The following is a 13,500-nucleotide window of genomic DNA, read 5'->3' as shown; positions in this document are numbered from 1 at the left end:
GGCACTATCGCCTTCGCCGGCAAGCCTGGCTCCTACAGGGTCATGCGGTGTTTTAGAGGTAGCCGTCAGCCCGCAGCAGGGTTTCCAGGCAATGTTCACTGATGTGGTAGAAATCCTTCAGCTCCTGGATCTTCACCAACAGCTGGGCCGGGTCCACCGGCTCGGCGCGTTTGACCGCCAAAATCATCTTGTTCTTGTTGGTGTGGTCCAGTGAGATGAACTCGAACACCTTGGTTTCATAACCACAGGCTTCCAGGAACAGCGCTCGCAGGCTGTCGGTGACCATTTCCGCTTGCTGGCCCAGGTGCAGACCGTATTGCAGCATCGGCTTGAGCAGCGCCGGGCTCTGGATTTGCAGGCGGATCTGTTTGTGGCAGCACGGCGAGCACATGATGATCGAGGCGCCGGAGCGGATGCCGGTGTGAATCGCGTAGTCGGTGGCGATGTCGCAGGCGTGCAGCGCGATCATCACGTCCAGCTCGCTCGGCGCGACGCTTCGCACGTCACCGCACTTGAACACCAGCCCCGGATGCTCAAGCTTGGCGGCGGCGGCATTGCACAGGTTGACCATTTCTTCGCGCAACTCGACGCCGGTCACCACGGCTTCGGCCTTCAAGGTGTTGCGCAGATAGTCGTGGATCGCAAAGGTCAGGTATCCCTTGCCCGAACCGAAATCCGCCACCTGCACCGGCTTGTCCAGGGCCAGGGGCGAGGTGGTCAGCGCATGGCTGAAGACTTCGATGAACTTGTTGATCTGCTTCCACTTGCGCGACATCGCCGGGATCAGCTCGTGCTTGCTGTTTGTCACGCCCAGGTCGGCGAGGAACGGCCGGTTCAGGTCGAGGAAACGGTTCTTCTCGCGGTTATGCTCGGCGGACGGCACTTCACGCAATTGCTGAGGTTTGCTCTTGAACAGCGAAGACTTGCCCTTTTTGCTGTATTCGAGCTGGGCTTCGTCCGTCAACGACAGTAAATGCGCATTTTTGAACGAGGCCGGCAACAGCGCGCCGATGGTCGCGACGCCCTCGGCAAGCGGCAGGTTCTTGGTGATGTCGCGGGTCTTGTAGCGGTAGACGAAGGACAGGCAGGGCTGATCCTTGACCGTCAGTTGCTTGATGATCAGCCGCTGCAAATCGGCTTCGGTGCCGACGTACTTGGCCAGGACCAGTTTGATGAAGGCATTCTGGTCGAGGCTGGTTTGCAGCAGGTCGATGAACTGGGCGTGGTGATCCGGCGCGAGGCTGGCGGGAGTGGCGGTGACAGACATGGAAAAAACGGCCTCGGGCGGAGCGGATCGGGAATGGCGGGTATTTTAGGGGGGATGGCATACGAGGGCACGGGTAATTTCCCGAACGGTGCGAAACCCGAAGCAAAAACGCTACTGGGTTGAGTGGGCTAGTGTGGCGAGGGAGCTTGCTCCCGCTGGGCTGCGAAGCAACCTACCCCCTGCAACCATGTTTATCTGAATGACCGCATTGGCTGGTTTGGGGGGCCGCTTCGCGCCCCAGCGGGAGCAAGCTCCCTCGCCACAAAAGCCCTCTCCCCACAGAAGGTGTATCAATTCCAGAAGTGAAATCAGCCCAACACCACCAACCGATTCGGCAACTCATTGCGCACGTGCGTCACCGGCACATGCACCTTGAGCAGCTCGCCGCACGCCTCGACGCACGTCACAAACCCCTGCAACGTCTGGCCCTGCTTCACCTGTTGAGTAAACGCCGCAACGATCGCGTCCCAGTTCTTGTTGTCCAGCCGCTTGGAAATCCCTTCATCCACCAGAATTTCCACGTACCGCTCAGCCTCGCAGACAAAAATCAGCATCCCGGTGCTGCCCACCGTGTGGTGCAGGTTCTGCTCCAGAAACTGCCGGCGCGCCAGATTTGACGCTCGCCAATGCCGCACCGAGCGCGGGATCAGGTGGGTGGTGACTTTCGGAATCCGGAACACCAGGCACAGCACGATGAACGTGATCCATTGCACCAGCAGCAAACTGTGCAGGGTCAGCCAGCCTGTCAGGTAATGCACGATACCCGGCACCACCAGCGCCAGCAGGCTGGCCCAGAGCAGCGGGATGTACGCGTAGTCGTCGGCGCGGGCCGCGAGCACCGTCACCAGTTCGGCGTCGGTGTCGCGCTCGACCCGGGCAATCGCCTCGGCGACTTTGCGTTGTTCGTGTTCAGTCAGTAATGCCATGTCTAAAAGTGCCCATTCATTATTATGCTCACCAGCCGCCCGACGAACCGCCGCCCCCGAAACTGCCGCCACCCCCGCTGAAGCCCCCGCCACCGCCGCCGAAACCTCCACCGCCGAAACCGCCCCCTGAACTGCCTCGGCCACCGCCGCCGCTGGGCAGGATACCGAGCATCTGGCAGACGAAAATCGTCAGGATGAACAGCAACACCAGGAACACGAACACGCCCGGATGGCGGGATACGAAATCGTCGCCCTCATCCCCTCGCGGCTCATAGACCGTCGACGGTTCATCCAGCGGATTGCCGCCCAGCACCACCAGCATCGCGGCGACCCCGTCGCTGATGCCCTTGCTGAAGTTGCCGGTCTTGAACGCTGGCGTGATCACCTGGTTGATGATCACCGAGCTCTGCGCATCGGTCAGGCGATCTTCCAGGCCGTAACCGACTTCGATGCGCAATTTACGATCATCGCGCGCAACGATCAGCAACGCGCCGGTGTTTTTATCCTTCTGGCCGATGCCCCAGTAGCGCCCCAGCTGATAGCCGAAATCGGCAATGTCGGCGCCCTGCAAGTTCGGCAACGTCACCACGACCAACTGCTCGCCCGTGGCTTTTTCATGGGACTGGAGCTGCTGCGTCAGTTGCTCACGAACCGACGGCTCGATCATCTGGGCGTTATCCACCACCCGTCCGGTCAGCTGCGGAAACTTCAACTCGGCCTGGGCTGTCAGGGCAAACACCCACAGCACCAGCACCAGGCCCACTTTCAACACGCGCATTGGCAACCTCATCCGTGGTGATGCGTCAAGCCGATCAGAACTTCACTTCTGGCGCTTTTTCGGCATCGGGGCTGGTGGCCTCGAAGGTTTCGCGGATCGGCAAATCGCTGTACATCACCGTGTGCCACAGGCGACCCGGGAAGGTGCGGATTTCGGTGTTGTACTTCTGCACCGCGAGGATAAAGTCGCGACGCGCCACGGCGATGCGGTTCTCGGTGCCCTCGAGCTGCGATTGCAACGCAAGGAAATTCTGGTTGGCCTTGAGGTCCGGGTAACGTTCCGACACCACCATCAAACGGCTCAAGGCGCCGGTCAGCTGATCCTGCGCCTGCTGGAACTGCTTGAGTTTTTCCGGGTTGTCCAGGGTGCTGGCATCCACCTGGATCGAGGTCGCCTTGGCTCGGGCTTCGATCACCGCGGTCAGGGTTTCTTCCTCATGTTTGGCGTAGCCCTTGACGGTTTCCACCAGGTTGGGGATCAGGTCGGCGCGGCGCTGGTACTGGTTCTGCACCTGGCCCCAGGCAGCCTTGGCCTGTTCGTCGAGGGTAGGAATGTTGTTGATGCCGCAGCCCGCCAGCAGCGTGGTGAGCAACATCAAGGCTGCAACCTGCAGGCTCGACCGAGTGTGGTGTCGTACATTCATCTGGTTGACGCTCCCTTGCACCTTCCGTTGAAAAACAACCAGCGACCTTCTGAGCGGTCTCTTGGGGCATAATCTGCCCCCGCCACTGGATTGCATCGAGCCAATGGGCTAAAAGATGCCCCAGCGCCAAACGCTGCAGAAGTGTGCTGCATTTACCTGAACAACAATAGTCGCTCCCTAAATTTTGGCTGATCGGCGCGTATTCACTGCCGTTTAGGCCTTTGAGAAAACTATTCATGAAGAAGCTGTGTTTGCTGGGCCTGTTCGTCAGCCTGGCCAGTCATACCGTATTGGCCGCCACGACGCCCGCACCTTTGGAGAACAAGGACGCTTTCATCACTGACCTGATGAAACAAATGACCCTCGATGAAAAGATCGGCCAGTTGCGCCTGATCAGCATCGGCCCTGAGATGCCTCGGGAGATGATCCGCAAGGAAATCGCCGCCGGCAACATCGGCGGCACCTTCAATTCGATCACGCGCGCGGAAAACCGTCCGATGCAGGACGCGGCCATGCGCAGCCGGTTGAAGATCCCGATGTTCTTCGCCTATGACGTGATCCACGGTCACCGCACGATTTTCCCGATCCCGATTGCCCTGGCCTCGAGCTGGGACATGGACGCCATCGGCCTGTCCGGGCGCATCGCCGCCAAGGAAGCAGCGGCAGACAGCCTCGACATCACCTTTGCGCCGATGGTCGACATCTCCCGTGACCCACGTTGGGGCCGCACCTCCGAAGGCTTCGGCGAAGACACGTACCTGGTGTCGCGCATTGCCGGCGTGATGGTCCGGGCCTTCCAGGGCACCGGCGCGAACGCGGCCGATAGCATCATGGCCAGCGTCAAGCACTTTGCCCTGTACGGTGCGGTCGAGGGCGGTCGCGACTACAACGTCGTCGACATGAGCCCGGTCAAAATGTACCAGGACTACCTGCCACCGTACCGCGCCGCCATCGATGCGGGCGCGGGTGGCGTGATGGTTGCGCTGAACTCGATCAACGGCGTGCCGGCCACCGCCAACACCTGGCTGATGAACGACCTGCTGCGCAAGGATTGGGGCTTCAAGGGCCTGGCGGTCAGTGACCACGGGGCGATTTTCGAGCTGATCAAGCATGGCGTCGCTCGTGACGGTCGCGAAGCCGCGAAGCTGGCGATCAAGGCCGGCATCGACATGAGCATGAACGACACCCTGTACGGCAAAGAGCTGCCAGGACTGTTGAAGGCCGGCGAGATCGAACAGAAAGACATCGATAACGCTGTCCGAGAAGTGCTCGCCGCCAAGTACGACATGGGCCTGTTCAAGGACCCGTACCTGCGCATCGGCAAGGCTGAAGACGATCCGGCCGACACCTACGCCGAAAGCCGTCTGCACCGCGCCGAGGCCCGTGACGTCGCGCGCCGCAGCCTGGTGTTGCTGAAGAACCAGGGCGAGACCCTGCCGCTGAAGAAAACCGCGAAGATCGTGCTGGTCGGTCCGCTGGCCAAGGCGCCAATCGACATGATGGGCAGCTGGGCCGCCGCTGGCCGTCCGGCTCAATCGGTCACCTTGTTCGACGGCATGAACGCCGCTGTTTCAGACAAATCGAAGCTGATCTACGCCCGTGGCGCCAATATCACCAGCGACAAGAAAGTGCTGGATTACCTGAACTTCCTCAACTTCGATGCGCCGGAAGTGGTGGATGATCCGCGCTCCGCCCAAGTGCTGATCGACGAAGCGGTGAAGGCCGCCAAAGACGCTGATGTCGTGGTTGCCGCTGTCGGCGAGTCCCGTGGCATGTCCCACGAATCGTCGAGCCGCACCGACCTGAACATCCCGGCCAACCAGCGCGACCTGATCAAGGCGCTGAAAGCCACCGGCAAACCGCTGGTGCTGGTGTTGATGAACGGCCGCCCGCTGTCGATTCTCGAAGAGAAGGAACAGGCTGACGCGATTCTGGAAACCTGGTTCAGCGGCACCGAAGGCGGCAACGCCATCGCGGACGTGCTGTTCGGCGACTACAACCCATCGGGCAAACTGCCGATCACCTTCCCGCGTTCGGTGGGCCAGATTCCGACCTACTACAACCACCTGAGCATTGGCCGGCCGTTCACGCCGGGCAAACCGGGCAACTACACCTCGCAGTATTTCGATGACACCACCGGCCCGCTGTTTCCGTTCGGTTTCGGCCTGAGCTACACCGATTTCAGCCTGAGCGACATGGCCTTGTCGTCGACCACGCTGAACAAGACCGGCAAGCTCGACGCCAGCGTCATGGTGAAAAACACCGGCAAGCGCGACGGCGAAACCGTGGTGCAGCTGTACATCCAGGACGTGACCGGCTCGATGATCCGCCCCGTCAAGGAACTGAAGAACTTCCAGAAAATCACGCTGAAGGCCGGCGAACAGAAAGTCGTGCACTTCACCATCACCGAAGACGACCTGAAGTTCTTCAATGCCCAGCTCAAATACGCAGCGGAGCCAGGCAAGTTCAACGTGCAGATCGGCCTGGATTCCCAGGACGTGACGCAGCAGAGCTTTGAATTGCTGTAACCCCTGACACACCGCAATAATCCTGTGGGAGCGAGCCTGCTCGCGATGAGGGCATAACATTCAACATTTTTGTTGGCTGTTACACCGCCATCGCGAGCAGGCTCGCTCCCACAGTGACTTTGGGTGTGACGACTATCCGCGTCGATCCAGCAGATTCACCACCAGCCGATCCACCCATCCCCAAACCCTTTGCTTGACCCGCCGCCACAATGGCCGGCGTTGCCATGCCTCCAGGCTCACTTCCTGGCTCTGCGCAAAGTCCTTCTCGAAACTTGCCACTACCGCACGCGTCAACCCTGGGTCCAGCGCTTCAAGGTTGGCTTCCAGATTGAAGCGCAGATTCCAGTGATCGAAATTGCATGAGCCGATGCTCACCCAGTCATCGATCAAGACCATTTTCAGGTGCAGGAAACACGGCTGGTATTCGAAGATCTTCACCCCGGACTTGAGCAATCGCGGGTAATAACGATGCCCGGCGTAGCGCACCGACGGGTGATCGGTGCGTGGCCCGGTCAGCAGCAGACGCACATCGACGCCTCGGCCGGCAGCCCTGCGCAATGAACGGCGGACTTTCCAGGTCGGCAGAAAGTACGGCGTGGCCAGCCAGACCCGCCGCTGACCGCTGTTCAGCGCTCGAATCAGCGACTGCAGGATGTCGCGGTGCTGGCGGGCGTCGGCATAGGCCACCCGCCCCATCCCTTCGCCCATGGACGGCACCCGTGGCAGACGCGGCAGGCCGAAGTGCGCCGCAGGTCTCCAGGCGCGGCGATGGCGGTTGGCGATCCATTGCCGGTCGAACAGCAGCTGCCAGTCGATGACCAAGGGGCCGGTGATTTCCACCATCACTTCATGCCATTCGCTGGTGTCTTCGCCCGGCGTCCAGAACTCGTCCGTGACGCCCGTGCCGCCGACCACCGCCAGACTCTGATCGACCAGCAACAGCTTGCGGTGATCGCGGTAAAAGTTACCGACCCAGCGCCGCCAGCTCAGGCGATTGTAGAAACGCAGTTCCACACCCGCCGCCATCAGGCGCTGACGCAAGGTCAGGATGAATGCGAGGCTGCCGTAGTCATCGAACAGACAGCGCACACGCACGCCGCGCTCGGCGGCCTGCACCAACGCCTGCACCATGGCCTCGGCACAGGCGCCCGCTTCCACCAGATACAACTCCAGTTCGACCTGTTCTTCGGCGCGGGCAATCGCGACCAACATGCGCGGGAAAAACTCCGGGCCGTCGATCAGCAGTTCAAAGTGGTTGCCTGCACGCCAGGGAAAGATTGCACCGGCCATGTCAGCGCGCCGTGAAAATCAGTACCGCACCCACCGGCACCGACAGGCTGATGGCCGACAATCCAGCGACCTTGCGCAAACTTTCCAGGCCCGGTGCCAGATCGAAGTCTTCGGCATTGATGATAATCGGCTCGAGGGTCACCACCTGGAAGCGCCGGTCATCGAGACGGGTCGCCAGCAGTTCGGCGTTGTATTCGTGGGTTTTACCGTGAAGGTTGACGGTCAGCGGCAAGCGCAGCTCCAGTTGGGCACCGGGCGCGAGATCGCTGATCGGGCGCAGATCGATCTGCGCGGTGATCAGCGCTTCGGGGAAGGTCTGGATCTCAAACAGTTCCTTGCGCATGCGTTCGTCGCGCAGCGGGATGCCGCTGTTCACCGACTCCATCTCGACTTCCACCTCGGCCAGGCCCTTGGGGCTGACTTTGCCGTGCAACACCAGAAAGCGCTGCACTTCGGAAATGTTGGCGTTTTTGGTGCTGATGAAGGACAGCCGAGAGGACTCGCCATCGAGATACCAATTGGCCTCGGCCGACAACGAAGCGCCGGCCAGAAGCAGGAAGGCGAGGGTTTTGGAAAGGGACCGCTTGAACATAGAGACTCATGGGGCAAATAAACCTGAGCGAACCTTAACCGCCCTGAGGCAGGTTGCAAACTCTAATGCCACAACAGCCCTGCACCACAAGTAATTCCAGCGTGTTCAGGGTTGCAGGCGGCAGCCTTGGTGTTCGCCGATCCATTGCGCGCTGTTGCTGCGGCCCATGCCGCTGACGGTCACGCGCTGGTTGGCGGGGTCATCGGTGAAGCCGCTGGTGGGCAACCACTGCTTCACGTAGCGGTGGCAATACTCGGCGTCGTTCTTCATGACGTACCGGCACGAGCAATATTCCTTGGCGGTGTAGCCGCTGATGATGTCGGGGAACGCCCGCAACGCCACTCGCTCCTGCCAGATCCAGCCGAGCAAGGCTATCAGCGCTACTAACATCAGCGCGCTGAACGGTCGGCGACGAACAAAACGGTGGCGGTTCATGGCTGCACCTTCCCGGCAAAGGCCTTGAGCGCGAGCTTGAGCAATTCGTTGTGCTGATAGAGGTCGTCGCGGTCATCGCCGTAGCGCACGATCACCAACTGTTCGCCGGGAATCACGTACATCGCCTGACCCCAATGGCCCAAAGCGGCAAAGGTGTCGGCCGGAGCATCCGGCCAGGGTCGGGCAGCGCCCTCCACCGCGCGATTGAGCCACCAATGGCCGCCGGGGACCGCATCATCCTGATTGGCTTGATAACGGGCGAAGGGTTCGCGGTTGAAGGCGACCCAGTCTTTGGGCAGCAGCTGTCGATCACCCCAACGACCGTCACGCGCCATCAGCAGGCCGACGCGCGCCAGGTCCCGGGCGGTGAGGTAGGCATAAGAGGACGCGACGAAAGTGCCCGTGGCATCGGTTTCCCAGACGGCATGGCGAATTCCTAGCGGCTCGAACAATGCTGCCCATGGATAGTCCGGGTAACGGGCCGGACCGACGATGGTTTTCAGCGCGGCGGCCAGCAGATTACTGTCGCCACTGGAGTACCGAAAGGCCTGGCCTGGTTTGGCGTACTCAGCGTGATCGGCGGTGAACGCCGCCATGTCGTGATGACCCAGGGTGTAGAGCATGGCGACCACCGAGGACTTCAACGGGGCGTATTCGTAGTCTTCCTGCCAGTCCAGGCCTGAAGCCCAGTGCAACAGGTCGGCCAGGGTCATTGCCGGGTGTTTCGCCAACGGTGGGTAAAACCGCACCGCTGGGTCCTCAAGTTTGAAAAGGCCCTCGCCATAGGCCACACCCAGGACCGTGGCCATCAGGCTTTTGCTGATGGACCAGGTCAGGTGCGCGGTGTCGGCCGTGGTCGGGCCGGCGTAGCGTTCGTAGATCAGTTGGCCGTCGCGGATTACCAGCAAGGCATCGGTGCGGATGCCTTTTCGATTGGTGTCATCGCGAGGCGGGAAGGCGTAAGTCTCCAGGGCTTGAAGTGCGGGGCCGGAGACGTTCGGGCCGGTCGACCATTGCTCGGCGGGCCAGGTTTCGGCGTGGGCCGTGAGGCAGAGCAGCAGCGTGAAAATCAGGGGCAAGCCTTTGAACATGGCAGGGGCTCGGCGGGGTGGGCTTGCTGAGCCTAGTCGAGGTTGATGACAGTTTTGGAATGTGTATCACCTATGCGGCCGCCTTCGCGGGCAAGCCTCGCTCCTACAGGAGTTCGCGATCCAATATAGGAGCGAGCAGTGCGGCGATCCGACTTGCCCGCGAAGAGGCCTGTCAGATCGCCGCCAACGCCTTGGCCAATCGCTTGCCTCTGGCCCCCGCCGCCAGATCCATCACACTCTGATCACGCTGCCACATCGCCGCCCAGTGCTGCGGGCCATCAGCCAGAGCCTCGTTCAGCTCAGCCTTGAGCCCCTCGAATTGCGCAAACAATCCCCCCAGCAGCACATGCCCGGCCAGATTGTTCGGCGCCTGCCGGCTGACTTCCGCGCACCCGGCCAGCAGCGCCAGCAACCGCAATTGCAGGGCCTGCGGCCAGTCACTGTCCTGCCCCACCCCATACAGCCACGCGGTCATCGCGCTCAATACATAGATGTCTTCCAGCGTGCGGAACGGTTTGACGTAGGCATCCCAGCCATCCCCCGCGAGGAGTTCGCACTGGGCGTTGTCCAGAAACAACCGACCGTGGCTGATGTCCGGCATCAGCGCGATGGCCGGGAGTTTTTCCAGGCGCACGCCCGGTTCATCGGGATAGACCACCGCCAGACTCAAGCGCGGCGTTTCGCCGGACGCTTCACTGCGCGCGGCGACCAGCAGCCAGTCGGCCGCATCGCCAGCGGTGACGAAATCCTTGCGCCCACTCACGCGTAAATCGCTCAGACGCGTCTGCATGTCCGCCACCCGCAGACTGCGCTGTTCGGTGGCACACAACGCGCCGAGGCTCAGCGGCGCGCTCGGCCAGAGCATGCGCAGCGCCGCCTGATAGCCCACCAGAAACGCCAACCCCGGCGTCGACATCAAACGCCCGCCGACCACCGCCAGTTCCAATGGCGTGACCGTGCCCAACGTGTGCAACAAGGTCGCGAACCCCTCCGCCAGGTCCGGGTTGACGGGCAGGCGATCGCGGCGATTCAACAGGTTTTGCCAGGGCATAAGAGGCTCCTTGTGGGCTGTCATGTAAGCATCACCAAAGCTTCATGGCGATGACACCGGGGCTACATAGCCTGACTTTGCACAACACGGCTGCATAAAGAAAGTCGATCGGCTTTAACCCAAGACGGGTTGACCAGCCCGCACGGAGATTCCCATGACTCAGATCGCCCGCATCAGCGACACCGGCAATGAACGCCGCCTGCAAGCCGAACGCCTGGTGGGCGCCGAGGCATTGCAGGAAGCCCAGGCCTTGCGCTTCAACGTCTTCAGCGGCGAGTTCAACGCCAAGCTCAAAGGCGCGGAGTTGGGTCTGGACATGGACGACTATGATGTTCACTGCGCCCACATTGGCGTGCGTGACTTGAACACCGGCCGCCTGGTGGCGACCACCCGTTTGCTCGATCACACGGCCGCGAGCAGCCTGGGCAAGTTCTACAGCGAAGAAGAGTTCAGCCTCCATGGTCTGGTCCACTTGAAAGGCCCGATCCTGGAAATCGGCCGCACCTGCGTCGACCCGGCTTATCGCAACGGCGGCACCATCGCGGTGCTCTGGGGCGAACTGGCCGAAGTGCTGAATCAGGGCGGCTACAGCTATTTGATGGGTTGCGCGAGCATTCCGATGCAAGACGGCGGGATTCAGGCCCACGCGATCATGCAGCGTCTGCGGGAACGTTATCTGTGCACCGAACACCTGCGGGCCGAGCCGAAAAAACCCCTGCCGGTCCTGGACCTCCCGTCCAACGTGATCGCCGAAATGCCGCCGCTGCTCAAGGCCTACATGCGTCTGGGCGCGAAGATCTGCGGTGAGCCGTGCTGGGACGAAGACTTCCAGGTCGCCGACGTGTTCATCCTGCTCAAGCGCGACGAACTCTGCCCACGTTATGCCAAGCACTTCAAGGCGGCAGTCTGATGAGCCGGTTGCGGGTGTACGCGCGGATTGCGCGAGTGCTGGTGGTGGTCGCGCTGGGGTTGAGCATGGCCAGCGTGTTCGGGCTTTTCGAGCGGCTGGGCATTGCCCATTCGATGGTCCGCCGCCAACGCTGGTCGCGGTTTTTCATGGCGCGGTTGAGCAACGCCCTGCCCTTTCGCGTGACAGTTCACGGTGAACTGCCGAAGGAGCCGATGCTTTGGGTCAGCAATCACGTGTCGTGGACCGACATTCCGTTGCTGGGCATGCTCACGCCAATGTCGTTTCTGTCCAAGGCCGAAGTGCGCACCTGGCCGGTGGCCGGTTGGTTGGCGGCCAAGGCCGGCAGCCTGTTTATCCGTCGCGGCTCGGGTGACAGCCAGCTGATTCGCAAACAGATGACGCGCCACCTGGCGCAGGCACACCCACTGCTGATGTTCCCTGAAGGCACCACCACCAATGGACGTTCGTTGCGTACCTTTCATGGTCGCTTGTTGTCAGCAGCGATTGATTCTGAAGTGAAGCTGCAGCCGGTGGCGATTCGTTATCTACGTGACGGTGAACTCGACTCACTGGCGCCGTTCATTGGCGATGATGATTTGCTGTCGCACTTGATGCGGTTGTTCGCCAATGATCGCGGGGAAGTGGAAATCAAAGTGCTCAAGCCGATCGCTTGCGAAGGCCGGGAGCGTGCGGCGCTGGCGTTCGAGGCACAGCAGGCGGTGCAGAAGTCGTTGTTTGGGGCCATCCCTCAGGCGCAACCGGAACCGCTGCGCCCCGCGATCGCGGCGTGAAACAAATTCCCTGAACAAGCACTAATCCTTGTAGGAGTGAGCCTGCTCGCGATAGCGGTTTTAAATTCAACAATGATGCTGAATGACACACCGCTATCGCGAGCAGGCTCACTCCTACAAGGGGCTTAGGGTGCTGGATAGTTTTGGGCGAAATCCTGAAGCTGCGGATAGAACAACCGGAAATCCTCACTGAGCGGTTCGTACAGCCGACGCAATTCCTGCATCGCCCCCGCCAGTTCCTCAGGCCGGGTCAACCGCCGCGAAATCCCCCGCAGCACTTGGTCCAGCACATCAAACTCCTGATAAGACCCCAACCAGTCATTCGCCACCATGTGCGGCGCGATCCTCGCCAACCGCTCCGGCAATTGAGGCTCAGTCGACAGCACCCGATACACATCCGAGGTGAACCGCTCCAGCGGCTGGTCCGAGTAGAGGGTCCAGTCCCGCGCCAGGCAGTGGTCGAAAAACACGTCGAGCACGATCCCGGCGTAACGCCGGCGTGTGGTGGAAAATCGCGACAGCGAGGCATCCACCAACGGATGGCGGTCGGTGAAGACGTCGATGCTGCGATGTAGCTGGATGGCCGCCTCAATCTCCGGGTTGAACTGCCCTTGCAGCCGTCCCTTGACGAAATCGCCATACAGACTGCCGAGCAATTGACCGGGGCGCTGGCCACCGAGGTGAAGATGGGCGAGATAGTTCATGGGCGCAGCTTAGCATTGCGCCTTCGAATGTTGACACTCACCGTATCGTTATAACCCGATATAGCGATTTATGCGCTCGTCAGACCAAAATCATATTTGTATATCGCGATCTACCGATTTAAAGTTCGCCACATCGCGATATAGCGTTTTACTCATCACGAGCCCAAACCCATGACCATCGACCTCGACGAAATAATAAAAGCCCTGGCACACCCAGTCCGCCGAGACATCCTCATCTGGCTGAAAGACCCCAAGACCCAGTTCCCGGAACAGATCCACAACCACGAGTACGGCATTTGCGCCGGACAGATCGATCAACGCTGCGGCCTGTCGCAGTCGACCGTGTCCGCCCATTTGGCGACCTTGCAACGTGCGGGACTGATCAGCAGCCAGAAAGCCGGTCAATGGCACTTCTTCAAGCGCAACGAGGACGTGATCCAGGCATTCCTCGCGGCCATCGTCAAGGAGCTCAGCGCTCCGACAAGGAATTAACC

Annotated in this window: 14 protein-coding genes; 4 read left to right on the top strand and 10 right to left on the bottom strand. The window is 61.0% G+C overall.

Features of this window, described 5'->3' with window-relative positions:
• Positions 1-52 precede the first annotated feature (52 nt).
• From RHP74_RS06860 to RHP74_RS06845, 4 genes are all read right to left on the bottom strand, one after another.
• Positions 53-1,267 (bottom strand): SAM-dependent methyltransferase, encoded by a 1,215-nt coding sequence (locus RHP74_RS06860; protein ID WP_077749583.1) that lies wholly within the window; start codon positions 1,265-1,267, stop codon positions 53-55.
• A gap of 308 nt (positions 1,268-1,575) precedes the next feature.
• Complete coding sequence (locus RHP74_RS06855; RefSeq protein ID WP_010462489.1) at positions 1,576-2,193, bottom strand: TPM domain-containing protein; 618 nt, start codon at positions 2,191-2,193, stop codon at positions 1,576-1,578.
• Between the two features lie 28 nt (positions 2,194-2,221).
• On the bottom strand, positions 2,222-2,971 hold the full coding sequence (locus tag RHP74_RS06850; protein ID WP_311098505.1) for a TPM domain-containing protein: 750 nt from the start codon (positions 2,969-2,971) through the stop codon (positions 2,222-2,224).
• A 34-nt stretch (positions 2,972-3,005) separates the two neighbouring features.
• Positions 3,006-3,614 (bottom strand): LemA family protein, encoded by a 609-nt coding sequence (locus tag RHP74_RS06845; protein WP_010462493.1) that lies wholly within the window; start codon positions 3,612-3,614, stop codon positions 3,006-3,008.
• 236 nt (positions 3,615-3,850) lie between these two features.
• Here RHP74_RS06845 and bglX point away from each other — a divergent pair, with 236 nt between their 5' ends.
• On the top strand, positions 3,851-6,142 hold the full coding sequence (bglX, locus tag RHP74_RS06840; protein WP_077749543.1) for a beta-glucosidase BglX: 2,292 nt from the start codon (positions 3,851-3,853) through the stop codon (positions 6,140-6,142).
• A 132-nt stretch (positions 6,143-6,274) separates the two neighbouring features.
• Here bglX and RHP74_RS06835 read toward each other — a convergent pair whose 3' ends face one another.
• The 5 genes from RHP74_RS06835 to RHP74_RS06815 form a co-directional block, all read right to left on the bottom strand.
• Complete coding sequence (locus RHP74_RS06835; RefSeq protein ID WP_311098502.1) at positions 6,275-7,432, bottom strand: phosphatidylserine/phosphatidylglycerophosphate/cardiolipin synthase family protein; 1,158 nt, start codon at positions 7,430-7,432, stop codon at positions 6,275-6,277.
• A 1-nt stretch (position 7,433) separates the two neighbouring features.
• The gene (locus tag RHP74_RS06830; RefSeq protein ID WP_010462496.1) at positions 7,434-8,024 is read right to left on the bottom strand and encodes a YceI family protein; all 591 of its coding nucleotides are present in this window, start codon (positions 8,022-8,024) and stop codon (positions 7,434-7,436) included.
• Between the two features lie 105 nt (positions 8,025-8,129).
• A complete protein-coding gene (locus RHP74_RS06825) occupies positions 8,130-8,459 on the bottom strand; it encodes an amidase (protein WP_169856216.1) in 330 nt (109 codons plus the stop codon).
• On the bottom strand, positions 8,456-9,550 hold the full coding sequence (locus RHP74_RS06820; protein ID WP_311098498.1) for a serine hydrolase: 1,095 nt from the start codon (positions 9,548-9,550) through the stop codon (positions 8,456-8,458). The genes RHP74_RS06825 and RHP74_RS06820 overlap by 4 nt, the downstream gene beginning before the upstream one ends.
• Before the next feature lie 172 nt (positions 9,551-9,722).
• Positions 9,723-10,601, bottom strand: coding sequence for an acyl-CoA dehydrogenase family protein (locus RHP74_RS06815; protein ID WP_145307451.1), 879 nt, complete (start codon positions 10,599-10,601; stop codon positions 9,723-9,725).
• A gap of 154 nt (positions 10,602-10,755) precedes the next feature.
• Here RHP74_RS06815 and olsB point away from each other — a divergent pair, with 154 nt between their 5' ends.
• The gene (olsB, locus tag RHP74_RS06810; RefSeq protein ID WP_010462503.1) at positions 10,756-11,511 is read left to right on the top strand and encodes an L-ornithine N(alpha)-acyltransferase; all 756 of its coding nucleotides are present in this window, start codon (positions 10,756-10,758) and stop codon (positions 11,509-11,511) included.
• On the top strand, positions 11,511-12,302 hold the full coding sequence (locus RHP74_RS06805; protein WP_010462505.1) for a lysophospholipid acyltransferase family protein: 792 nt from the start codon (positions 11,511-11,513) through the stop codon (positions 12,300-12,302). Before olsB ends, RHP74_RS06805 begins: the two co-directional genes overlap by 1 nt.
• Before the next feature lie 125 nt (positions 12,303-12,427).
• Here the strand turns inward: RHP74_RS06805 and RHP74_RS06800 are convergent, their stop codons facing one another.
• Positions 12,428-13,006, bottom strand: a complete 579-nt coding sequence (locus RHP74_RS06800; RefSeq protein ID WP_010462507.1) for an ACP phosphodiesterase — start codon at positions 13,004-13,006, stop codon at positions 12,428-12,430.
• Positions 13,007-13,177: 171 nt separating this feature from the next.
• Between RHP74_RS06800 and RHP74_RS06795 the strand changes: the two genes are divergently transcribed.
• A complete protein-coding gene (locus tag RHP74_RS06795; RefSeq protein WP_010462509.1) occupies positions 13,178-13,498 on the top strand; it encodes a helix-turn-helix transcriptional regulator in 321 nt (106 codons plus the stop codon).
• Positions 13,499-13,500 lie beyond the last annotated feature (2 nt).

It is taken from the genome of Pseudomonas sp. SG20052, assembly GCF_031766055.1.
Taxonomy (GTDB): domain Bacteria; phylum Pseudomonadota; class Gammaproteobacteria; order Pseudomonadales; family Pseudomonadaceae; genus Aquipseudomonas; species Aquipseudomonas mandelii.
This window is presented reverse-complemented; position numbering and strand designations above follow the sequence as displayed.

Bases quoted from the DNA above. Each gene is read 5' to 3' on its own strand.
- RHP74_RS06815 (WP_145307451.1), bottom strand. From the start codon at position 10,601: ATGCCCTGGCAAAACCTGTTGAATCGCCGCGATCGCCTGCCCGTCAAC.
- RHP74_RS06805 (WP_010462505.1), top strand. From the start codon at position 11,511: ATGAGCCGGTTGCGGGTGTACGCGCGGATTGCGCGAGTGCTGGTGGTG.
- olsB (WP_010462503.1), top strand. From the start codon at position 10,756: ATGACTCAGATCGCCCGCATCAGCGACACCGGCAATGAACGCCGCCTG.
- RHP74_RS06855 (WP_010462489.1), bottom strand. From the start codon at position 2,193: ATGGCATTACTGACTGAACACGAACAACGCAAAGTCGCCGAGGCGATT.
- RHP74_RS06820 (WP_311098498.1), bottom strand. From the start codon at position 9,550: ATGTTCAAAGGCTTGCCCCTGATTTTCACGCTGCTGCTCTGCCTCACG.
- RHP74_RS06795 (WP_010462509.1), top strand. From the start codon at position 13,178: ATGACCATCGACCTCGACGAAATAATAAAAGCCCTGGCACACCCAGTC.
- RHP74_RS06830 (WP_010462496.1), bottom strand. From the start codon at position 8,024: ATGTTCAAGCGGTCCCTTTCCAAAACCCTCGCCTTCCTGCTTCTGGCC.
- RHP74_RS06860 (WP_077749583.1), bottom strand. From the start codon at position 1,267: ATGTCTGTCACCGCCACTCCCGCCAGCCTCGCGCCGGATCACCACGCC.
- RHP74_RS06800 (WP_010462507.1), bottom strand. From the start codon at position 13,006: ATGAACTATCTCGCCCATCTTCACCTCGGTGGCCAGCGCCCCGGTCAA.
- RHP74_RS06845 (WP_010462493.1), bottom strand. From the start codon at position 3,614: ATGAATGTACGACACCACACTCGGTCGAGCCTGCAGGTTGCAGCCTTG.
- RHP74_RS06835 (WP_311098502.1), bottom strand. From the start codon at position 7,432: ATGGCCGGTGCAATCTTTCCCTGGCGTGCAGGCAACCACTTTGAACTG.
- bglX (WP_077749543.1), top strand. From the start codon at position 3,851: ATGAAGAAGCTGTGTTTGCTGGGCCTGTTCGTCAGCCTGGCCAGTCAT.
- RHP74_RS06825 (WP_169856216.1), bottom strand. From the start codon at position 8,459: ATGAACCGCCACCGTTTTGTTCGTCGCCGACCGTTCAGCGCGCTGATG.
- RHP74_RS06850 (WP_311098505.1), bottom strand. From the start codon at position 2,971: ATGCGCGTGTTGAAAGTGGGCCTGGTGCTGGTGCTGTGGGTGTTTGCC.